This window comes from Amycolatopsis sp. lyj-23, assembly GCF_046549135.1.
Lineage (GTDB): Bacteria > Actinomycetota > Actinomycetes > Mycobacteriales > Pseudonocardiaceae > Amycolatopsis.
This window is the reverse complement of record NZ_JAJPWN010000011.1, coordinates 141,687-163,151: the sequence shown is the minus strand read 5'-3', so window position 1 is coordinate 163,151 and position 21,465 is coordinate 141,687. Positions and strand designations below refer to the sequence as shown.

The window sequence follows — 21,465 nt, the reverse complement described above, 5'->3', positions numbered from 1 at the left end:
ATCGGACGAATGCCGCAGTCGTCGCGAACTGCCCGGGTGCCGGGTGCGGGGCCGACTAAAGTCCGTTCCCCGCGTTGGTTCAGACCAATATGCTGCGGTTTTGCCACCGGCCCCGGGAACCGCCGGGAAATCGTGACCCGGTACGGCCGGCCGAGGAACGCAAGGGGACACCATGGATGCCGACATCGCCCCGCGGACGTCTTCGCCCGTTCTCATCGGGCGGCGCGCGGAACTGGACCGGATCGCCACGGCCGTGTCGAACCCGCCGGCCGTGGTCCTCGTCGAAGGGGAGGCGGGAATCGGGAAGAGCAGGCTCCTGCGCGAACTGCCGGCCGAACTCGGCGGCCGGCCGGTGCTCACCGGGCACTGCCGGGCGCGGCGGGAACCGTTTCCCTACGGTCCGGTGCTCGAGGCGCTCGCCGAACTGGGGCCGCTGCTCCCGCCTCCGGCCGAGCTGAACCCGGTGACCGGCGCGCTCCGGCCGCTCGTGCCCGAACTCGGCCCGTTCCTGCCGCCCGCGCCGGCCGCGCCGGCCGACCCCGGGGTGCGGCGGCACCAGACGTTCCGGGCCGTGCGGCAGCTGCTGGACGCGGCCGGGAAGGTCGTGCTGCTGGTGGAAGACCTGCACTGGGCCGACGACGGCGCACGCGACCTGCTGCGCTTCCTCGCCGACGACCCGCCGCCGCGGCTGTCGCTGGTGGGGACCTTCCGCCGGTCCGACTGCCCGCTCGGCCTGCCCCTCGGCGCCGCCGCGCGCCCGGCGGCCGACGTCACCGTGACCCGGGTGACGGTGCCGCCGCTGACCCGCGAGCAGACGCACGCGCTGGCCTCGGCGCACCTCGGCGACGAGCCGGTCGGCCTCGACTTCGCCGCCCGGCTGCACGAGCGGACGGCCGGGATCCCGCTGCTCATCGAGGAGACCCTGCACGCCATGGGCACCGGAGCGCCCCGGCTGGACGACCTGGCCGTGCCCGACGTGGTGCGCGAGGCGGTCGCGGAACGCCTGGCAGGACTGCCGCACTCCGCGGTCGCCCTCGTGCGCGCCGCGGCCGTCGCCGGCGTGCCGGTGCCCGAAGCCGATCTCGCCGAGATCGCCGGCCTGGACCCCGGCGACACCGGCCCGGCCCTGGTGGCCGCGCTGGCGGCCGGGGCCGTCGTGGAGACCGCGACCGGCCGGTACGGGTTCCGGCACGCGCTGGCGCGGCAGGCGGTCCACGACGGCGTTCCCGGCCCGGACCGCGCCCGCCTGCACCGGCGGTCGATGGCCGTGCTGGCGCGGTGGCGCCCGGCGCCCCTGGCGGAACTCGCCGCCCACGCCCGCCACGCGGGCGAGCACGCCCGATGGGTGCGCTACGGCGAAGCGGCGGCCGAACACGCGCTCGCGGCCAACGACGTGCCGGGCGCGGTGGCGCTGCTGCGCGACCTCGTCGCCGACCCCGCCCTGGCGCCCGCCGACCTCGTCCGGCTGGCCCGCCGGCTCGGCCGGGTGGCCGCGCACGGGACCGACCACACCGCGCTCGTGAGCGTCCTGCGCGCCCTGCTCGACGACCGGCGCGTTCCCCCGGACGTGCGGGGCGAGCTGCGGCTGGCCCTCGGCCTGCTCCTGTTCCGGCAACCGGCGCTGGCCGACGGCCGCGCCCAGGTGGCGGCGGCGCTCGGCGACGTCCCGCCCGGCTCGCCGGCGGCCTGCCGGGCCGGGGCGGTGCTGGCGAACCCGGTGCTCGGCCCGGCGCCGCTGGCGCACCACCGGCGGTGGGCGGCCGTGGCGCGCCGGCGCGGGCCGCGGCTGGCCGAGCCCGCGCTGCGGTTCGCGGTGCTGGCCGACGACGTCGCCGCCGACCTGATGACCGGGGTACCGGGTGCGGGCGAGCGGGCCGAGCGGCTGGGGACCGCCGGCGAGGGCCCCGAGGACCGGCGGGAGCTGGCCCGCGCGCACGCGAACCTGGCCTACGCCGACCTGCTGACCGGGCACTACCGGCGGGCCCACCGGTGGCTCACCTCGGCCGAAGGGCAGCTCGCCGAGGCCGAGCTGCCCTTCACCGCCGCCGCGCTGCGGTCCACCGGGCTGTGCCTGGCCTGGCGCACGGGCGCCTGGGCCGGGCTGGCCGAAGCGGCCGCCGGTCTCCGGGCGGGCTATCCGGCGTTCTGGCCCGTGGTCAGCGAACTGTCGTACGTGCAGGGCGCGCTCGACGCGGCCGGAGGTGACTTCTTCGCCGCCGTCGACGGCTTCGACCGGCCCGACCTCACCGATCCCGGCCGGACCTGCACCCCCGTCGTCCTGGCGGTCCACGCGGCGAAGACGTGGCTGCTGCTCCGCCGCGGCCAGGCTCCGGCCGCGGTCGCGGAGGGCGAGCGCGGCCTGGCCGTGCTGCGCGCCAAGCGGGTGTGGGCCTGGGCCGGCGACCTGCTGCCCGCGGTGGCTGCCGCCCGGACCGCGCACGGCACCGACGTCACCGGGCTGGTGGCCGAACTGGACACCGGACTGTCCGGAGTGGACGCACCACTGGCCGCCGCGGCTTCGGTGTTCTGCCACGGGTTCGCGCTCGCCGCCGCCGGTGACCCCGCCGCCGTCACGACGTTCGAAGCGGCCGCGGACCGGTACGCCGCCCTCCCCGCGCCGTATCCCGCGGCCCGCGCGTTCGAGGAAGCCGCGCGGCTGCGGCTCCCCACCGACGCGGCCGCGCTCACCGAGGCCGCCGCGCGCTACGAACGGCTCGGGGCCACCGCCGACGCCGCGCGGTGCCACCAGACGCTGCGGTCGTCCGGGGTGGTCAACCCGTCGCACCGCGGCCGCCGCGGCTACGGCGGCGACCTGTCGCCGCGTGAACAGCAGGTGCTGCGCCTGCTCCACCTGGGACGCACGAACCGCGACATCGCCGAGGCGCTCTCGATCTCGACCCGCACCGCCGAGTTCCACGTCGCCCGCACGCTGCGCAAGGTCGGGGCCCGGTCCCGGCAGGATCTCGTCCGATCGCGGGTGGCGGCGCCGGGATAAGTCCACGGCTGCCGGGAAAAGTACCCGGATCAGGTAGCGGTACGAGCTGTTTCCCCAGTTGTTTCCGGGTCGTTGGTCATCGACAGTTACTTCACCTTCCTCGTCGGCCACTCACACGAGTGATTAACCCCCGATCGTGTGCCATGGCCGTGAGCAAAAGGCGTCCTTATTTCACATTTCCGGCCGGTGCGCACCACCGCCCGGGATAGGAGCACGTCGTGAAAGTACCCAGCCGTCTCCTCACCGTCGGAGGCTCCCTGTCGGCGGCCCTGGTCGTGGCCGGCGTCGTCGTCGCGTCACCCGGCGACGCCGAACCCGGGGCCGGGCCGTCGGCCGCCGAAGCCGTCGCCAACGCCACCTCCGCCGCCGACGCACTCGTGGCCACGCATCCCGCCGCGTTGCACGCCGGGCCGCAGGACGCGTTCGTCCGGCGCGGCGTGAGCTCCTCGAACGGGAACCAGTACGTCAGCTACGAGCGCACCTACGCCGGCCTGCCGGTGGTCGGCGGCGACTTCGTCGTGGCCACCGACGCCCGCGGCGGCGTCCAGTACCTGTCCGTGGCCCAGGACCGGACGCTCGGTGCCGTGCCGACGACGGCCACCGTCCCGCAGGCGCAGGCCGAATCGGCCGCCAAGGGCCGGCTCGCCTCCGTCACGAAGGTCGAGCCGTCCCGGCTGGTGATCGACCTGCTCGGCGGCAAGGACGGGCGCGCCGCCTGGGAGTCGACCGTCGACGGCACCGACCGGACCGGGGGACCGAGCCGGCTCACCGTCTACGTCGACGCCGTCACGGGTGCGGTGCTCGACACCCGCGAGCACGTCGCGCACGGCGACGGCAACTCCGCCTACAACGGGCCGAACCCGGTGCACATCGACACGAGCCGGGGCGGCAGCGGTTACGTCATGCAGGACCCGCAGATCGCGAACCTCAGCTGCGCGGACTACAGCACCGGCCGGGTGTTCACGAAGGCCTCGGACAGCTGGGGCAGCGGCAACGCGGCCGACAAGGAAACCGGCTGCGTGGACGCGTTGTTCGCCACGCAGACGGAAAACCGGATGCTGGCCCAGTGGCTGGGCCGCAGCGGCCCCGACGGCAACGGCGGGGCCTGGCCGATCAAGATGGGCCTCAACGACGTCAACGCCTACTACGACGGCACCTCGGTGCAGATCGGGCACAACCAGGCCGGCCAGTGGATCCCGTCGATCGACGTCGTCGCGCACGAGATGGGGCACGGCATCGACGACCACACGCCGGGCAGCATGTCCCAGGGCGGGACGCAGGAGTTCGTCGCCGACACCTTCGGCGCCTCGACCGAGTGGTTCGCCAACGAGCCCAGCCCGTACGACACCCCGGACTTCACCGTCGGCGAGGAGATCAACCTGGTCGGCAACGGGCCGATCCGCAACATGGCCGACCCGTCCCGGGTCAACAACGACCCCGACTGCTACAGCTCCTCGGTGCCCGGCGGCGAGGTGCACGCGGCGGCCGGTCCCGGCAACCACTGGTTCTACCTGGTGGCCGAAGGCACGAACCCGGCCAACGGGCAGCCGCAGAGCCCCACCTGCAACGGTTCTTCGGTGACCGGCGTCGGCGTCCAGAAGGCCATCACGGTGATGTACAACGCGATGCAGATGAAGACGTCGGCCAGCTCGTACCCGGCCTACCGCAAGTGGACGCTGCAGGCGGCGAAGACCCTGGACCCCACGTGCGCGGTCTTCACGACGGTCAAGAACGCGTGGAACGCGGTGAGCGTCCCGGCGCAGTCGGGCGAGCCGACGTGCACCGGCGGCCCGACCACCACCCCGCCGACGACGACCACGACGGGCGGCACGACCCCGCCGACCACCCCGACCACCCCGCCGGCCGGTTGCGGTGGCGTCGCGGCCTGGAGCGCCACCAAGGCCTACGTGCCGAACGACGTGGTCTCCTACAGCGGTCACAAGTGGACGTCCAAGTGGTACTCCACGGGCGCGGAGCCGGGCGCACCCGGGTCCTGGGCGGTCTGGGGTGACAACGGTCCCTGCTGACGCAGACCCTCCGGTGGTGCCGCGGCCGGGACCCCGCGGCACCACCGGTTCCCCCTCCGCTGTCGGTGCCGGGGCCGGGCCCGCCACCCTGGTGCCGGACGCATGATCACCGGCTCGGCGGTGCCGGCACCGCGGGCGACACGCTAGGCAAGAACCATGAGCGGCTCGGAAATTCTCACGGCGAAGATCAACCACGGCTTCGATCACCTCGACGCCGACAGCGACGGCCGGCTCACCGAACACGACCACGTGCTGATGGGCCGGCGGGTCGCTGTCGCGTTGGGGCACGCGCCGGGCTCCGACAGCGAAAGCCGCATCGTCGAGGCCTACGTGCGGATCTGGCGGGAGCTGCACCTGCCGCACATCCCCGACGGAGGCACCGCCATCACCAAGGAGCACTTCCTGCGCTCGACCCGGACGCTGGCCACCGATCCGGGCGCCGCGCAGGCCACGGTCGGTGCTCTGGCCGAGGCGTTCCTGGCCATCGCCGACATCGACCGGGACGGCAGGGTCGGCCCATCGGAGTACCGGGCTTTCGTCGCCGGGCACTTCCCGGGACTGTCCGAGGTGGAGGTCGAGCAGGCATTCGCCCACATGGACACCGACGGCGACGGGTCCCTGTCGGCCCAGGAGTTCGTGCGCGCCACCGTCGACTACTGGACCAGCAGCGACCCGGACGCCCCGGGCAACTGGTTCATGGGTACGCCGGCCCATCTTCGCTGACCCCGGACCCGAACCGCGTAGCGGTCAAGAAACATCGGGAGACCAGCTCTCGACGTCGGCGGCGAAGTCGTCTGTCCACATAAGACAAGAGGATCGCCTGCCGTTCCGCGAACCCGTGGCCCACTGCCCGGCCGGGTGATCCGGGTTGGGCCGTTCGTGCCTTCCGAAGTGGCAGCAGCGGGCCGCGCGAACGGTCCGTGAGCCGCGGTCAGCCGACGAGGTCGGACGCCGACCCGTCCGGGTTGTGCTTGGCCGGTGCTGTTCCCTTGCCTCCTGCCGACCTGCCACGATCCGAACAGGTCGTCTTCCGCCGATCCGGATCGACGAGGGCCCGGCCGGATGCCGAGACAGTTCCCGAACGCTCCGGAGGTTGCCATGAGCTTGCAGCGCGTGATCACCGATGACCGCGATCTGCAGATAGCTCCGCTGTTCGCCCAGCGGATCGACGAGGACGTCGTCCCGAAGGGACGGCTCGCGGAGAACCCGATGCCCGCGAGCGTCGCGGCCGGCATCGTGCGCTCCCGGCTGCTGCTCGACGGCCGCGCGGCGCTGAACCTGGCCACGTTCTGCACCACCGCCGCCGAGCCGGAACTGGAACAGATCTACGCCGAGACCGCGTCGATCAACCTCATGAACCGGGAGGAGTACCCGGCGAGTTCCCAGATCGAGCAGGAGTGCATCAACGCGCTCGCTGACCTGTGGCACGAGGACGACGGCTCGTTCGTCGGCTGCTCCACCAGCGGGAGCTCCGAGGCGGCCATGCTCGCCGGCCTCGCGATGCTGCGGCGCTGGCGGGAACGCGGTGGCACGGGGCGGCCCAACATGGTGTTCGGCACCCACGTCCACGTCTGCTGGCCGAAGTTCTGCAACTTCTGGGACGTCGAAGCGCGGACGGTGCCGCTCGCGCCGGGCCGCACGACCCTGGACCCGGCGCTGACTGCGGACGCGGTCGACGAGAACACGATCGGCGTCGTCGCGGTCCTGGGCAGCACGCAGGACGGCCGTTACGACCCGGTCGCCGACATCGCGGCCGCTCTCGACGGCGTCGCCCGCGACCGGGGCGTCGACGTCCCGCTGCACGTCGACGCCGCGAGCGGCGGCTTCGTCGCGCCGTTCCTCGACGTCGACTTCGCCTGGGACTTCGCGCTGCCGCGCGTGGTGTCGATCAACGCGTCCGGCCACAAGTTCGGCCTGGTCTACCCGGGCTCGGGCTGGTGCCTGTGGCGCGACCCGGAGTACCTGCCGACGTCGCTGATCTTCGACTGCAACGTGCTCGGCGGCCACCACCCCACGTTCACGTTGAACTTCTCCCGCCCGGCATCCGGCGTGATCGCCCAGTACTACCAGTTCCTGCGCAACGGGCTCGCCGGCTACCAGCTGATCGCGCAGCGGTGCCAGGAAGTCGCGCGGCAGGTCGCGGCGGGCATCCGGGCCATTGCCCCGTACGAGGTCATCGCCGACGGCGAGGACCTGCCGGTGGTGGCGTTCCGCCTGCGCGACCCGGACGACGTGGGCTTCACCGTGTACCACCTGTCCGAGGCGCTCAAGGGCGACGGCTGGCACGTGCCCGCCTACAGCCTGCCGCCGGACCTGGAGCACGTGGACGTGATCCGCGTGGTGTGCCGGCAGGGGTTCACCCTCGACCTCGCGCAGAAGTTCCTGGAGAGCCTCCTCAAACACACCGAACGGCTGGCCGGCCACCCGTTCCCCCTGCCCGCGGTGGCCACCGCACTGACGTTCCAGGATTGACAGGTGGTCACCGTCGCCGAACTCGAGGCCGACCCGTACCCGGTTTACGCCCGGTTGCGCCGGACCGAGCCGGTGAGCTGGGTACCGGAGGTCCGCCAGTGGCTGGTGACCGGCTGGGACGACGTCCGTCTTGTGCTGACCGACGAGGAGCGGTTCACCACCGACCAGCCGGGGTCGCCGATGCTCGGCCTGTGCGGCGGAACGCCGTTGCTGATGCGGGAAGGCGAGTCGCACCGGGACGTGCGAGAGGCGTTGGAGCCGGGCTTCGAAGCCGAGCGGATCGGCGGCTTCGTCGACGCGGTCGCCCGGCCCGTCGCGTGCCGGGTCGCCGGCGAACTGCGCCCGGCCGGCCGGGCCGACGTCGCCGCGGGCTACTTCGAACCGGTCGCGGCGATCGCCGTGTCCGCCCTGCTCGGGCTCGGCCGGCACACCGGCGCGGAAACGTTGCGCCGGTGGGGAAACCTGCTGACCGGGGTGGCCAACGACTTCGGCCGCGACCCGGCGGCGGGGGCGGCCGCGGCCGCGGACCTGGCCGCCGACAGCGCCCTGACCGCGGTCGTCCGGCGGCTTCGCGCGGAACCGGACGGGTCGGTGATCTCCGACCTGCTGCACGCCCACCGGCCGCGCGGCGACCCGAGGCCGGACGCCGACGTGGTGCCGGTGGTCAAGCACCTCGCGTTGAGCGCGGTCGAACCCGGCTGGCTCGCGGGCTGGACGCTGGCGGCGTTGTGGTCGTCGCCCGCTCAGCTCGCCGCGGTCCGCGCCGACCCCGCGTTGGCCGGCGCGGCGGTGTCCGAGGCGCTGCGGTGGAGCGGCCCGGTCGGCGTGCTGGGCCGGCGCACGAAGTGCGCCACGACACTGGCGGGACGCGAAATCCCGGCGGACAGCATGATCGCGGCGGCCATCGCCTCGGCCAACCGCGACGAGACGGTGTTCACCGAGCCGGACCGGTTCGACGTGCGGCGCGAAGCCCGCGTCCACCTCGGGTTCGGCGCCGGACCGCACCGGTGCCCGGCGTACCTGCTGGTCACCGCCCTCGCGCGCACCGCGCTGGAGGTGTTCTTCGAGAGCTTCCCCGGCGTGCGGCCCGCACCCGGCCGGCGGGCGGCGCCCCACGGCTGGAAGCTGCGGCTGCCGGGACCGCTCGAGGCGGTGTGGGAAGCGAGGCCGGTGGGAAACCGCCTGTCCTGAAGGGAGTATCCGCGTGGTGGATGCTCGCTGACGTCGGCGCGATCCGCGTCAGCAGTTTGCCGCACCGTCGCGACGGACACCTGCGCGGGTGCCGTGTCTTTGCGCTTCTCCGACTTCGGCGGTTGCCGTCGGCCGGGAACCTCCGGCGGACCACCGGGGGAGCCGGTCCCCGCATCGGGGGTTGCCCCGAGGAACGTCCGTGGTGTCGTGCGGCCACCGGAAGATCTTTCGGGGTTTCCCCGTGCCGGCCGCGGGGGCGCCCGCGGGCACGGTGACCATCGTGGTGGGGGACGCGGTGACCGACGAGCTGCTGGTCCTGGTGCGGGAGGCGAGCGGCGCCGGCACCGGGCACGGCCGGGTGCTGCTGGTGCCCGCCGAAATCGACGATCCCGCGCTCATCGCCTGCATCGGCGCCGGTGCGGGCGGGGTGGTGCCGCGCGCGGAGGCCACTCCCGAACGGCTGGTCGCGGCCGTGACGCAGGTCGCCGGGAGTGGCGGCGTGCTGTCGCCGCGGATGGTCGGCCGGTTGTTCGACCAGGTGGCGCGGCTGCAGAACCAGGTGCTCGCGCCCCGCGGGGTGGGACCGACCGGGCTGAGCGACCGCGAGACCGAGGTGCTGCGCCTCGTGGCCCAGGGTTTCGAGGTCAAGGAGATCGCGGAGAAGCTCGCCTACTCGGAGCGGACGATCAAGCGGGTCACCCACGACGTGCTCAACCGCTTCCAGCTGCGCAACCGCGCCCACGCCATCGCTTTTGCCCTCGAGGGCGGCCTGATCTGACCCTTGTGGGCCGACCTGGCCGCCACAGGGGCCGGCTTCGCGCGGATCCCGTCCGGCCCGCGGTCTCCGGTGGTCCACTCGAAGCGCCACCTCTCCCGGAAGGACCGCAGATGTCCCGAGCGAGCAGGCCGTCGCGAGTGCGTCTCCCGGCGGGCACCACGCACTTGGCCGCCGTGCTCTTCCTGGCCGCCACCGCGTTGAGCGCGGGAGCCGGTGACGTCACCCCGGCGCCGGACGCGCACGTCGAGCGGCGGCCGGCACCGGACGCCGCGCCGGTGGCGCCCGGCGCCGGCCGGGACACCGCCGCGCCCTACGGCGTGGACGGCGGCACTGTGCCGCAGTTCCCGCTGCCTTCGTTCGCGGGCGTCCCGGTTCCGCTGCCGGCCGGCCCGCAGCTTCCGGGCCAGGCCGGGACTTCCGGCGGCACGGCGGGGGTCCCCGGAATCGTGCTGGCGGCGTACCAGCGGGCGGCCGCCCGGCTCGCGGCCGACACCCCGGCGTGCGGGCTGCCGGTCGCCCTCCTGGCCGCGATCGGCAAGGTGGAGTCGGGGCACGCCCGCGGCGGGCGGGTCGACGCCGCGGGCACGGCGCTGAGCCCGATCCTCGGCCCGGTGCTCGACGGCCGGGCCGGCACGGCGGCCATCGCCGACACCGACGGAGGCGCGCTCGACGGGGACGCCGCGTGGGACCGGGCCGTGGGCCCGATGCAGTTCATCCCGGCCACCTGGCGGCGCTGGGCCACCGACGGCAACGGGGACGGCCGGGCCGATCCGGAGAACGTGGCCGACGCGGCGGAGGCGAGCGGGCGGTACCTCTGCGCGGGCGGCCGTGACCTGCGTTCGGCGGCCGGGCTGGATGCGGCCGTGCTCAGCTACAACCACTCGGCCGTCTACCTGGGTCAGGTGCGGTCCTGGATGCTGGTCTACCAGGGCGCGGTCCCCGTGAGCCCGGACCCGCGGTTGGCCGCCGCGGCGGCTCCGCAGGGCGCACCGGCACTCCTGCCGCCGGCTCCGGCACCGACCGCGGTTCCCCCACCCGTTCCGCCGCCGGGCCCACCACCGGTTCCGCCGACGTCCGCGCCCGTTCCGCCGCCCACCTCCGGGACCCGCCCGGCCCCACCCACGACTTCGGTCTCGCCTCCGCCTCCGTCCCAGCCGTCGGCGGTGCCGGTGCTCGATCCCGTGACGGGGTTGGTCACGTGCACCGTCACGACGGTCACCGGAACTCTCGGCGGCCTCCTCGGCGGTCTCCTGGGCGGCGGCACCGGTCAGCCGGGCGCAGGAGAGTGCCCGCCGATCGGCTGACCGCTGCCGACGGAGGTGAGCAGCTTCGTCGGCCGGCGCACCGAACTGGCCGAAGTGGCGGCGCTGCTGTCCCGGACGCGGCTGCTCACCCTCACCGGCGCCGGCGCCGGCGCCGGCGCCGGCGCCGGCGCCGGCGGCGTCGGCAAGACCCGGCTGGCGCTCCGGGTGGCGGCCTCGGTGCGGGACGGCTTCCCGGACGGCGGGTGGCTGCTCGAACTCGGCGACCTGGGGGTCGCCGAGTCGGTCGAGGAGCAGCTCGCCGCCCTGTTCGGCATCGAGCACGATCCGCGGCGCGGGCTGGGCCCGGGGCTGCGGCGTTTCCTCGCCGACCGGTCCGTGCTGCTGGTGCTGGACAACTGCGAGCACCTGCTGGACCAGAGCGCGAGGCTGGCCGGTGCGCTGCTGCGGCACGGCGCGGGCCTCCGCGAGCTGTGCACCAGCAGACAGCCGCTGGGCATCCTGGGGGAGCACATCCACGAAGTGGCTCCGCTCGGCGTGCCGATGCCGGGCCTGCCCGCCCGTGCGGCCGAGCTCGGCCGGTACGAGCGGGCCGGGCGCTTCGGCGTCCGGCTCACCACCGCCGCGACGACGACGCGGCTGACCATCACCGGCACGGCGTACCCCGGGGTGTCCGGGCCGCAGTTGTTCTCCTACGTGGTCTCCGGCGGGCGCACCTACCGCCTGACCGGCCTGGAGCTGACCGACCCCGCAGTCGACCAGGGCTCGGTGCGGATCAGCCTCGGCAACACCCAGCTCGCCGCCTTCGACCTCGCCACGACCCGGCGGGCCGCCCGCGAGCTCCCCGCGTCGGTGACGGCCGGTGGCGGGCAGGCGATCACCATGGCGGTACCTGCGCGAACACGGACCGGCCCGGCACCCCGACCACGACGATCACGGCTCAGCAGACGCCCTGAGCGGCGCGGCGCGAAGAACGTCCCAGGCTGCAGCCGCAGACCACCCGTGAGCGAGCCACCGGGAGGCCCGGGGAATCGAACTAGTCCGTCCGGGCGACTGCCGGTAACGGAGCGATAGTCCTGGCGGACTGATCTTGCGGTGACCCGACGCAGAGGAGCCGTGGATGAAGATCGACTTGTTCAACGAGATCCAGAACCCGAGGCCCTGGCCCGAAGGGCACGAACAGCTGCGGTTCCGGCAGGCCATCGAACAGGCCGTCCTCGCCGACGAGCTGGGCTACGGGTGCTGGTGGCAGGTCGAGCACCACGGCGCGGGGGAGTTCAGCCTTTCGTCCGCGCCCGAGCTGATGCTCGCCGCGCTGTCGCAGCGCACCAGCCGGATCCGGCTCGGGCACTCCGCGGTGCTCGCGCCCGGGCGGTTCAACCACCCGATCCGCGTCGCCGAGCGGGCGGCGACGCTCGACCACCTCAGCGGTGGGCGCGTGGAGCTGGGCCTGACCCGCTCGACGATCCCCGAGTGGCGCCTGTTCGGTATCGAGCCCGACGACGCACGCGCCCAGACGCAGCAGGCGTTCGAGATGGTGCCGAAGATGTGGACGTCGGAGCGGTTCTCCTACGAGAGCGACGCCTACCGCGTCGACGGCGTCGGGATCGGGCCGAAGCCGCTGCAGCAGCCGCACCCGCCGCTGTGGCAGGCCGCCGCGAGCCCGGCGTCGTTCGAGGAGGCCGGCCGGCGCGGGGTGGGCGTGCTCGGCACGACGATGTGGGAGTCCCTGGAACGCGCCGGCCGTCTGGTCGACCTGTACCGCGCGGCGGCCGCGCAGTGCACGGAGCCGGTCGGAGCGTTCGTCAACGACCAGGTCGGCTTCTTCACGTTCGTCCACTGCGCGGAGACGGACGAAGAGGCGATGCACAACGGCGCGGCAGCGGCCGCGGCGTGGTACACGGTGACGGCGCTGACGTTCTTCGAAGCGGCGACGGAGTTCGTGCGCGCCAACGCCCGCAACGAGGAGCTGATGAAGTCCTCGGGCCTGACGGGCGACTTCCTGCGCGGCGAGGCTTCGAACGCACCGTCGGAGGCGAACCTTCTGATCGCCCGGATCCTGCAGGGCGAGCAGGTCCCGGACGACGAGGTGTTCGAGGTGCTGAGTGCACAGGATTCGCTGATCGTGGGCAGCCCGGAGACGTGCCGCAAGAAGCTGCGCGCGTATGCGGAGCTGGGCATCGACCGGATGATGTGCCTCCAGCAGATCGGCGGCATCCCGCACGAGAAGGTGCTGAAGAGCATCCGGCTGATCGGCGAGCTGATTCCGGACCTGGCGTGACGCCCGGGTGGAGCGGCACCGGCCGCCCCACCGCTGACGCCGTGAAGCCGTCGTCGGCCGGAACAACCAATCCGCTCGAGTGACTTGCCCGGTCGCTCAATCCCGGCCCGGACGCCGTAGTGAGTTCGACGCGGTTGCCGATCAGTATGCCGATTTCTCCTGTGGTGCGGGTCGGCGGCGTGAAACATCGGCACGGGTCCGAACGACTGAGAAACGGCTGAAGATTCTGAACCCGGGGGAGAACTGAGTGCGTTGGCGGCCCTCGCAGACCACACTTCTCGTGTTCTCGGGCACCGTGACGGTCCTGGTGGGGCTCTCCGCCAACCTCGCCACCAACACGGTCTCCGCCATGCCCCCGTGGTGGACACCGGTGGTCTGGAGCCTGCTGGGTGCGCTCGCTGTCCTGGCCTTGGCGCTGGAGGTGGTGAAGACCCGGCGTTCGGAACCGGCTGGGCCGTTGCGCGAGGCCGAGGAGTTCCTGGCCACGGCAGTGCGGCGCCAGTGGACCGACGAGGCGTTGCTGCGCGGAGTGTACGGTCCCCGTCCTCTGCCGGTGCGGTTCCACGTCACCCGGCGCAAGGGGATCAGCGACCACCCGGCCGCGGTGGTCGACGACGAACGCCTGCGCGGCGTGCCGGGAGCACCGCGGCCACGCCTGACCGGGGAGGTCACCCGCATCTCGTCCGCGTTCCGCTCCATTCCCGCCCGCCGGCTGGTCGTGCTCGGGGATGCGGGGTCGGGCAAGAGCGTGCTGGCCATGCTGCTGACCAAGTCACTGCTCGAGAACCGCGACGCCGCCGAGCCGGTGCCGATCCTGCTCGTGGTGCGTCAGCGACGCCGGACCCGCGATAAGCCGATTGACACCCATGCGATTCCGTGATCCCCCAACGAATGCCGCGCTTCCGCTGGGGTGGCAGGGGTAGTTCGTCGTGTCGGCGACGTCGGCGGCCCGGACATCGTTGACGTCGCGCGCGCCGGTTAGCCCCGGGCGACTTCAGAGGTGTGCGCGTGGGTGTAGCGCTCGCCCGTCACTTGGTCGCTCAGCGGGTTGAGCGTGGCCAGCGCCTCGGCGTCAAGGGTGAGCTCCAGCGCGGCCGCGTTCTGCTCCAGGCGGGCCGGGTTGCGGGTGCCCGGAATGGGCGCCACCGCCACCCCGAGCCGGTCGGCCTGGGCGTACACCCAGGCCAGCGCGATCTGGGCCGGGGTGGCACCCAGCCGGTCGGCCACCTTGCGCACGGTCTGCGCGATTTTCTCGTTGGCTTCGCCCGCCTCGCCGGCGAAGCGGGGGTTGGTGCGCCGGAAGTCCCTCTCGCCCAGCGTGGAGCGGTCCAGGGTGCCGGTCAGGAATCCTCGTCCCAGCGGCGAGTAGGGCACCAGCCCGACTCCCAGTTCGGCCATCACGGGGGTGACCGCCTCGACGTCGCGGGTCCAGAGCGAGTACTCGCTCTGCACTGCGGTGATGGGGTGTACCGCGTATGCCCGGCGCAGCAGCTGGCCGTCGACCTCGGACAGGCCGAGGTGGCGGACTTTGCCCGCCTGGACCAGCTCGGCCATCGCCCCGACGGTCTCCTCGATCTCCACGTCCTGGGGCGGGCGGTGGGCGTAGTAGAGGTCGATCACCTCGACGCCCAGCCTCAGCAGCGACGCGTCGCAGGCGCGCAGCACGTAGTCGCGCGCACCGCGGATGCGGCGTGCCCGGTCGCCGGCGCTGCGGTCGATGCCGAACTTGGTGGCCAGCTGCACCTGGTCCCGGTGGCCGTGGATGGCCCGGCCCACCAGTACCTCGTTGTGCCCGGTGCCGTAGGCGTCGGCGGTGTCCAGGAAGGTGACGCCCAGCTCCAGGGCCCGGTCGATGGTGGCCATCCCGCCGTCCCAGTCGGCGGCGCCGTAGCTCTCGCTCATCCCCATGCACCCCAGCCCCATCGCGCTGACGGTGAGACCGGGCGAGCCGAGCGTGGTCCGGGCGATCATGCGCGGATACTCCTCCTGCCCGGCGGACCGGGCCGTACCTCGAAAGCTGATGAACGCCGTCGACGCTAGGACCTGGAGCGCGCTCCAAGTCAAGCCGGCGGGCCAGCTTCCCGGCCGTGGCGCAGGCGTGAACCTCGGAAGACGACCTCACTGCGGCATGAGGGTGAGTTGGGTCGAGTGCCCGTGCGGACGTCAAGAGATCGGGACCCGGGCGAAGGAGCATCGCGGACGGGTCCGCGTCGCTTGGTTCAACGCCTGGACCGCGGAAGGATCGAACGCGCTCACCAGCCTCATCCGGTCCGTGCTCGACCAGCTGGATCCGTCCTGCTGGTGACCACCGAGCTGGTGACCAACGCCTGCGTTCACGGCCGGCACCCGCTGCAGATCCGGCTGAGCCGCACCGCGACACCGTGCCGGGTGCGCCTCGAGGCCGACGACGGCTTCCTTGACCGGCCCGACGTCGCCGAGATTGTCCGCGACCGGCCGGGTGGCCGCGGGATGCGGGTGGTCGACGAGTTTGCCGGCGCATGGGGAGTGTTCGAGCATCCCGCGGGCGGCAAGACGGCCTGGGCCGAAGTGTCCTGCACCGGGTCCGGCGCGATCCCGTGCGCCGGGGTCACCCGGACCGGCTCCTGAACCGGGCGGCTGGCGGGAGCCGGTCGTATCGGCGAGCTCCGCTGTCTCAGTCGTGCCAGCCGAGGACGCCGGCCCAGCGGAAGTTCGAGTAGCCGCAGCCGATCCAGGTGACGAGGTAGCCCTCGGCCTGCTTCTGTTGGGCGAGCGCCCAGCCGTCGGCTTCGCACTGGGCTTGAGTGGTTCCGGTGACGGTCTGGCTGTAGTACCTCGTCGCGGCGCCGGCCGGAGCGGCGAAGGCGACGAGAGCACTCACGATGGCCGCACTTGCGGCGAGGTGTTTCCGCATGCCAGTGAGTGAAGCACGGGAGGAAGCGCCGTTCTGACGGTACTTTTCCGGGGTTGCCGGTGGTCTCCGCGCGAGCGTGCGCGCCGCGACTTCGCTCGGTGGGCATTTGCACGCCCTTGCTGCTGTGGAAGGCGTGGCTGTTGATCGCGATCTTCAACGGCTACGTCGAGGTTGAGCGGTGGCTGTCGGAGCTGCATGAGGACTATGCCGGCGCTCGATGGGGTGAACTCGTTGGTCAGCAGCGTGGCGGCGGTCGAACTTCCGCATCCGTTTCTGGCACCCAGCGGTCTGCCGCGCGCAGGAGGGCTGCGAGCCCGCGGCCCGGCGTCTCGCCGAGTGAGCGCACCTCGACGTCAACAGCACGGATCTGGCACGGCCCCGGGCGACGGGCTTGCCCTGGTCGCCCATCCACTGGCAGCCGGAACACTGGCCGGTCGGATCGAATTTCACCTCGACGGCACCGAAATCGGCGCGGTCACTGCGAGCCCGTGCGCCGGCTGCCGACAGCCACCCTCGACTACGTCCACGTCGCCGCCGAGTACCGCCGCTTCGGCTTCGGTCGGACGCTGGTGGTGGCCGTGGTGGCTCGTGCCCCGTCCTACCGGTGGACGGCTCCGCTGCCAGCCGGCCCGGTGGCGCTGTCCTTTCGTGCCCGGGTCGCCATGCGCCGGGCGGATCTGCCGGGTGTCCACGCCGGTCTCCTGGGGCGAGGGCGTTGAGTGTCCGTGAGGCCTTGTAGCGGTTCGACGGCGCGATCGAGTGCCGTGCGTCTCCTGCTCAAGATCAGCTCTTGAGTGGCCGCCAGATCGCTTGGCGGGTTGTGTCGGATGCGCGGTCGCTCGTTCGTGGTAGGGATGAGCTCGGCGTTAGGCCGGGGGCTTAGGGGAAGGGGCTGCACCATGGTGGGTATCTCTGCACGCGAGGTCAGGCCGTTGCGGTTCGGGGTCGTGGCGCCGATCACCGCAGGCTTACCGGCGTGGCGTGATCAGCTCCGTGTTCTGGCTGACAGTGGTTACTCGACGATCTTGATGCCCGATGTGCCGCAGTGGCAGCCGGCACCGGGGCCGGCGCTCGCGGTGGCGGCGACGATCACCGGCTTGCGGGTGGGCACCTGGGTGTACGCGTCTCCGGTTCGGCCTGCGTGGATCACCGCGTGGGAGGCGCACTCGCTGGCGGTGCTCACCGAGGGGCGTTTCGAGCTGGGCATCGGCACCGGCCGGCCCGGGATCGCCGACCAGCTCCGGGAGCTGGGCCTGCCGGCCACCCCGGCGGGCCAGCGGTTGAGTCAGGTGCGTGACGTGGTCGCGGCTCTGCGTGACCTCGACGGCCCGGACCGGCACACGCCGGTGGTCATGGCTGTGGGCGGCCCGAAGGCGCAGGCGCTTGCCGCGGAAGTCGCCGACACGGTCACCTTCGTGATGCCGCAGATCGAGACGCGGGCCGCGTCGATGCAACGGGTGGAAGGCTTCGACAACCGTCGCGGTGTGGAATTGGCGTTGCACGTGCCGGTGGTCGGCGATTCGGTCGCGGCGTTCATGGCCGGACCCGACACCGACCCCGCTGCCGTCCGGGCCGCGGACTCGCTGGCGTTCCTGCCCAGTGATCCTGCTGCCGCTGCTGAGGAGATTCAACGGCGGCGGGAGGAGATCGGGTTCTCCTACTTCGTGGTCGGCGCCGAGGCCGCCGTTGCTCTTGCGCCGGTCGTTGCCGAGCTGGCTGGCCGGTGACCCGGCGAGACCCCCGAGCAAAACGCCTCGCTCGCGAGATCACCGAGGAGTCCGGGCTACCGCATAGCCGCGCTGCGAAATGGGGCGTTCGACGCGAGGCGTGACGATCTGATGGCCGCCGGCGACTGTTGTTACGTGACCACTCGTCGCCTGCGGCTGCGCGCCGCCGTTTCCCGCCGGCCCCGGCTCGGCCGTCCGCAGACAGCGTCACCGGCTCGCGCTCGGAGCCGGGCGGGGTGTCGCTGAGTGAACAGGGCCAGTTCACCGATCGCTACACGAAGGCGGTCGAGCAGCTCGACAAGGCGGGTGGTGACCACCTACAGGGCCGCCTCGGTGCGCTCTACGGCCTTGAACGCCTGGCTCGCGACTCGCCCCGCGACCAGCCGGCCATCATCGAGGTCCTCTCCGCTTTCATCCGGACCACAGCACCGTCGGTTGTCGCCAAGGGCGGGTGCCCGGCGGCGCTGCCGACTGCGGATATCCAAGCCGCGCTCACGATCTTGGGGCGCCGCGACACCGCAGACGACAACATGGCCCGCGTCGACCTGAGCCGGGCGTGCCTGGGTGGTGCGAACCTCGTCAACGCACATCTCGCCGACTCAATTCTGGCCCACACGTATTTCGACGAGGCGGACCTCAAGGGTGCGGATCTCAGTCGAGCGGTCGTCTACCACGTCAGCATCGCCCATTCGCTTCTCAACGGCGCCAGCTTCCGTGACGCGAAAGGTGAGGAAGCGAGCCTCGCCTGGTCGGACCTCGAAGAGACCGACTTCACCGGCGCGAACCTGGATCAGGCGGACCTCGACACGACGGACCTCGGACGAGCCAACCTCACCGGGGCACAATTCAGGGCCGCGAACCTCGACGGCGCCAACCTCGTCGCGGCCAACCTGACCCAGGCGTACCTCGTCGGCGCCAAGCTCACCCGCGTCTACGTGACCGATGCCGATGTCACTGGGTCACCCACGACGACACCACCGTGGTCACGACGGCTTTTCCGGACGACGAACCCGCAAAGGGAAAGTGGTGGTGAGGGTTTGTGATCGAGGCGGCTTCGCTCAGGTCCGCGGTTGGCGTGCCCAGCAGGAATCCGCGGCGGAAGTGATGTGCGGCCGGCCGGCCCGCCGAAGGTCGGGTGATCGCCAACCGTATCCCTTGCTACTCTCCCGTGAGGGGTGCCGGTGAACAGGCCGGCGACGAGGGGGGCGGAACAGGTGCGCGTTCGAAAACTGGCCATTGCGGCGGTTGTCCTCGGTGCGGCCGGGGTCTGTTCGGCCGCGCCGGCGGGTGCGGTGAGCGGGGGAGCCGCGGCGCCGGAGGGCAGCTACGGCTATGCCGCGCGGCTCGTGGTCAACGGGACGACCGCGGGCTGCTCGGGGGCGGTCGTGGCTCAGGGGTGGGTCATCACGGCGAAGCGATGCTTCGGGCAGAATGTGCTGGATGGGCCGCCGCCGCAGCCCACGACGGTGTCCTTCGGGCCCGGTGCCCCCGGAGCGGGGCCACTGCCGGTGGTGGATCGGTTGGTGCCGGCCGCGGACCGGGATGTGGTGCTCGCGCATGTGACGGTCCCCAGCGGTACTTCGCCGTTGCCGTCGGTGACGCCGGTACCGATCGCGGCGACCGCGCCGGCGTCGGGGGAGACGGTGCGGGTCGGGGGCTTCGGACGGACCGCCACCGAATGGGTTCCTGCCCGGCTGAACACCGCGAGCTACACCGTCCAGGGCGTCACGGCGACCTCGATGTCGATCACCGCGGCGGGTGGGGCGAACGATCCGTGCAAGGGGGACGCCGGCGGCCCGGCACTGCGTGAGACCGGCGACCGGGTCGAGCTCGCGGGTGTCACGAGCGCGTCCTGGCAGCACGGTTGCCTGGCCGAGACCGAGACGCGCAGTGGCGCGGTGGTGGCCCGTGCCGACGACCTGGCCGGTTGGATCGCCGAACAGACCAAGCCGCTGACGGCCACGCCGTCGCGGGTGATGCTGGCCGATCTCGACGGGGACGGCCGGGCGGAATTGATGGCGATCTACCCGAACGGGGATGTGCACGCCTGGCACAACGACGGTGGTTTCGGTGGCAATCCGTGGAATCCGGCCGATATCGTGGTCGCCACCGACATGCGGCCCGGGCGGACTTATTTCGCGGATCTGGACGGCGACCACAAGGCCGACATCGTTTCTCTGTGGGACAACGGCGAGGGGCACGCGTGGCACAACGTCCGCGGGTTCTCGCCGATGCCGTGGGAGGGCGCGAGCGTGGTGGTGACGACCGGAATCGTCGATCCGCAGGGCCTCAAGTTCGCCGACCTCGACGGTGACGGCCGGGCCGAGGCGATGTCGGTCGACGCCAACGGTGAAGTCCGCGCGTGGCACAACGCCCGCGGGTTCGCCCCCATGCCGTGGGAGGGCGGGAGCATCGTGGTGGGCGCCGACATGAAGCCGGCCACCACGTTCTTCGCCGACCTCGACGGTGACGGCAAGTCCGACATCATCTCGGTGTGGGAGAACGGCGAGGGGCACGCGTGGCACAACGTGCGCGGGTTCTCGCCGATGCCGTGGGAGGGCGCGAGCATCGTGGTGGCCGCCGGGTTCCCCGATGTCGCCCCGCTGCGGTTCGCCGATCTGGACGGTGACCACCGCGCCGACGCGATCGCCGTCGACCCGCAACGCCAGATCCGGGCCTGGCACAACGGGGCGGGCTACGCGGTCATGCCTTGGGACGCTCTCGCCACCATCGCGACTCCCTACGTTCCCTGACCGGGGCTCCAGGCCGCTGCTTGGGGTGTCATGCCGATCCTGGTTCGTGCGGCGGCCGCCGTCGGCCGGGTGTGGCTACCCGGCCTGAGCCACGCTGGCTGTCGGCCAAGAGCCGTCCTCGACCAGCCGGTGGGTCACCCGGACGATCTCGGTGGCGGCGACCTCGGCAGCGGGCGGGACGCGGCCGGCTCGCGGCAACGCCAGGACGATCGTGCGGGAGATCGCCGGATCGACGATCGGGCCGCCCCGCAGCCGCCCGGCGGCCACGTCTTCGGCGACGCCCGCCGCGGGAAGGACGCTCCACCCGGTGCCGGCGGCCACCAGCCTCTTCTGCACCGGCATCGAGTTGGTCTGGCACACGATCGTGGGCGCGGTGCCGAGCGCTTGATCCACGAGGGTGCGCAGGCCGTGTCCCTCGACCGGCAGGATCAGCCGGTTGTCGCACACCCGTTGCCAGGTGAGTGCTTCGCGGCCGAGTTCCGCGTCGGGGGGAGCGATCGCCCACAACGCTTCGCTCAGCAACGGGGTGACGGCGATCGACGGTGTCGAGTTCACGTTGTACAGCAGGCTCATGTCCACCGCGCCGTCGTCGAGCCACTGCCGAAGGTGACCGGAAAACGCGCTCAGGATCCGCACTTCGATGCCCGGGTGCCGGCGCCCCAGCACCGCCACCAACGGCGCGGCGACGAGTTCGACGGTGCTTTCCAGCAGCCCGATCGTCACGATGCCCCGCACGTGCTCGCGGTCCGGGCGGATCTCGGCGCGGGCCCGGTCCAGTTCGAGCAGCGCGCGTCTCGCGCGCTCGGCGAGGACTTCGCCCGCCGGGGTGAGGGTCATCCCCTGGCGGCTGCGCTCGAAGAGCGGGACCCCGACCTCGTCCTCCAGCGCGCGGATGTACCGGCTGACCGCGGGCTGCACGACGTGGAGCCGGCGTGCCGCCTTGGTGACGCTCCCGGTGTCGCCGACGGTCACCAAGGCCAAGAGCTGCTTGAGTTCCACGCGTCCTCCTGCCGGTTTGCCGGACGCGTCTAGGGATATCACGAATCGGTATTTCTCTCGACTCGTCATCACGAGCCATGATGACAG

General features: G+C 72.5%; 18 protein-coding genes. 15 read left to right on the top strand and 3 right to left on the bottom strand.

Annotated features, from left to right (window positions below; translation table 11 throughout):
• The first annotated feature begins 172 nt into the window (after positions 1 to 172).
• The 10 genes from ACLJPY_RS27550 to ACLJPY_RS27505 all read left to right on the top strand — a co-directional run bounded on the left by ACLJPY_RS27550 (position 173) and on the right by ACLJPY_RS27505 (position 13,886).
• Positions 173 to 2,995, top strand: coding sequence for an ATP-binding protein (locus tag ACLJPY_RS27550; protein ID WP_410592717.1), 2,823 nt, complete (start codon positions 173 to 175; stop codon positions 2,993 to 2,995).
• Between the two features lie 218 nt (positions 2,996 to 3,213).
• Complete coding sequence (locus tag ACLJPY_RS27545; protein WP_410592715.1) at positions 3,214 to 5,022, top strand: M4 family metallopeptidase; 1,809 nt, start codon at positions 3,214 to 3,216, stop codon at positions 5,020 to 5,022.
• Positions 5,023 to 5,178: 156 nt separating this feature from the next.
• Positions 5,179 to 5,745, top strand: a complete 567-nt coding sequence (locus tag ACLJPY_RS27540; protein WP_410592714.1) for an EF-hand domain-containing protein — start codon at positions 5,179 to 5,181, stop codon at positions 5,743 to 5,745.
• Positions 5,746 to 6,120: 375 nt separating this feature from the next.
• Positions 6,121 to 7,494 (top strand): glutamate decarboxylase, encoded by a 1,374-nt coding sequence (locus ACLJPY_RS27535; protein WP_410592713.1) that lies wholly within the window; start codon positions 6,121 to 6,123, stop codon positions 7,492 to 7,494.
• A gap of 3 nt (positions 7,495 to 7,497) precedes the next feature.
• A complete protein-coding gene (locus tag ACLJPY_RS27530) occupies positions 7,498 to 8,685 on the top strand; it encodes a cytochrome P450 (protein WP_410592712.1) in 1,188 nt (395 codons plus the stop codon).
• 241 nt (positions 8,686 to 8,926) lie between these two features.
• Complete coding sequence (locus ACLJPY_RS27525) at positions 8,927 to 9,463, top strand: response regulator transcription factor (RefSeq protein ID WP_410592711.1); 537 nt, start codon at positions 8,927 to 8,929, stop codon at positions 9,461 to 9,463.
• A 110-nt stretch (positions 9,464 to 9,573) separates the two neighbouring features.
• Positions 9,574 to 10,767 carry a lytic transglycosylase domain-containing protein gene (locus tag ACLJPY_RS27520; protein WP_410592710.1) on the top strand — a complete coding sequence of 398 codons (1,194 nt, stop codon included), beginning with the start codon at positions 9,574 to 9,576 and terminating at the stop codon, positions 10,765 to 10,767.
• A gap of 15 nt (positions 10,768 to 10,782) precedes the next feature.
• Positions 10,783 to 11,799: a hypothetical protein gene (locus ACLJPY_RS27515; RefSeq protein ID WP_410592708.1), complete on the top strand. Its 1,017-nt coding sequence runs from the start codon at positions 10,783 to 10,785 to the stop codon at positions 11,797 to 11,799.
• Between the two features lie 46 nt (positions 11,800 to 11,845).
• Positions 11,846 to 13,006: an LLM class flavin-dependent oxidoreductase gene (locus ACLJPY_RS27510; protein ID WP_410592707.1), complete on the top strand. Its 1,161-nt coding sequence runs from the start codon at positions 11,846 to 11,848 to the stop codon at positions 13,004 to 13,006.
• Between the two features lie 280 nt (positions 13,007 to 13,286).
• The gene (locus tag ACLJPY_RS27505; protein ID WP_410592705.1) at positions 13,287 to 13,886 is read left to right on the top strand and encodes a hypothetical protein; all 600 of its coding nucleotides are present in this window, start codon (positions 13,287 to 13,289) and stop codon (positions 13,884 to 13,886) included.
• A gap of 98 nt (positions 13,887 to 13,984) precedes the next feature.
• On the opposite strand, the gene ACLJPY_RS27500 is transcribed toward ACLJPY_RS27505, so the two are convergent.
• Entirely contained in the window at positions 13,985 to 14,977 is a 993-nt protein-coding gene (locus ACLJPY_RS27500; protein ID WP_410592703.1) for an aldo/keto reductase, read from the bottom strand.
• Between the two features lie 330 nt (positions 14,978 to 15,307).
• Here ACLJPY_RS27500 and ACLJPY_RS27495 point away from each other — a divergent pair, with 330 nt between their 5' ends.
• Positions 15,308 to 15,613 carry an ATP-binding protein gene (locus ACLJPY_RS27495; protein WP_410592702.1) on the top strand — a complete coding sequence of 102 codons (306 nt, stop codon included), beginning with the start codon at positions 15,308 to 15,310 and terminating at the stop codon, positions 15,611 to 15,613.
• Positions 15,614 to 15,659: 46 nt separating this feature from the next.
• Here ACLJPY_RS27495 and ACLJPY_RS27490 read toward each other — a convergent pair whose 3' ends face one another.
• A complete protein-coding gene (locus tag ACLJPY_RS27490; protein WP_410592700.1) occupies positions 15,660 to 15,899 on the bottom strand; it encodes a hypothetical protein in 240 nt (79 codons plus the stop codon).
• Between the two features lie 488 nt (positions 15,900 to 16,387).
• On the opposite strand from ACLJPY_RS27490, the gene ACLJPY_RS27485 reads away from it, so the two are divergent.
• From ACLJPY_RS27485 to ACLJPY_RS27470, 4 genes are all read left to right on the top strand, one after another.
• Positions 16,388 to 16,618, top strand: a complete 231-nt coding sequence (locus ACLJPY_RS27485; RefSeq protein WP_410592699.1) for a hypothetical protein — start codon at positions 16,388 to 16,390, stop codon at positions 16,616 to 16,618.
• Between the two features lie 228 nt (positions 16,619 to 16,846).
• Positions 16,847 to 17,626, top strand: coding sequence for an LLM class flavin-dependent oxidoreductase (locus tag ACLJPY_RS27480; protein WP_410592698.1), 780 nt, complete (start codon positions 16,847 to 16,849; stop codon positions 17,624 to 17,626).
• A 236-nt stretch (positions 17,627 to 17,862) separates the two neighbouring features.
• Complete coding sequence (locus ACLJPY_RS27475; RefSeq protein ID WP_410592697.1) at positions 17,863 to 18,669, top strand: pentapeptide repeat-containing protein; 807 nt, start codon at positions 17,863 to 17,865, stop codon at positions 18,667 to 18,669.
• A 249-nt stretch (positions 18,670 to 18,918) separates the two neighbouring features.
• Positions 18,919 to 20,379 carry an FG-GAP-like repeat-containing protein gene (locus ACLJPY_RS27470; RefSeq protein WP_410592695.1) on the top strand — a complete coding sequence of 487 codons (1,461 nt, stop codon included), beginning with the start codon at positions 18,919 to 18,921 and terminating at the stop codon, positions 20,377 to 20,379.
• 75 nt (positions 20,380 to 20,454) lie between these two features.
• Here the strand turns inward: ACLJPY_RS27470 and ACLJPY_RS27465 are convergent, their stop codons facing one another.
• Positions 20,455 to 21,378, bottom strand: a complete 924-nt coding sequence (locus ACLJPY_RS27465) for a LysR family transcriptional regulator (protein ID WP_410592694.1) — start codon at positions 21,376 to 21,378, stop codon at positions 20,455 to 20,457.
• Positions 21,379 to 21,465 lie beyond the last annotated feature (87 nt).

Coding starts and splice junctions, on each gene's coding strand:
- ACLJPY_RS27550 (WP_410592717.1), top strand. CDS start 173: ATGGATGCCGACATCGCCCCGCGGACGTCTTCGCCCGTTCTCATCGGG.
- ACLJPY_RS27540 (WP_410592714.1), top strand. CDS start 5,179: ATGAGCGGCTCGGAAATTCTCACGGCGAAGATCAACCACGGCTTCGAT.
- ACLJPY_RS27535 (WP_410592713.1), top strand. CDS start 6,121: ATGAGCTTGCAGCGCGTGATCACCGATGACCGCGATCTGCAGATAGCT.
- ACLJPY_RS27520 (WP_410592710.1), top strand. CDS start 9,574: ATGTCCCGAGCGAGCAGGCCGTCGCGAGTGCGTCTCCCGGCGGGCACC.
- ACLJPY_RS27510 (WP_410592707.1), top strand. CDS start 11,846: ATGAAGATCGACTTGTTCAACGAGATCCAGAACCCGAGGCCCTGGCCC.
- ACLJPY_RS27500 (WP_410592703.1), bottom strand. CDS start 14,977: ATGATCGCCCGGACCACGCTCGGCTCGCCCGGTCTCACCGTCAGCGCG.
- ACLJPY_RS27490 (WP_410592700.1), bottom strand. CDS start 15,899: ATGCGGAAACACCTCGCCGCAAGTGCGGCCATCGTGAGTGCTCTCGTC.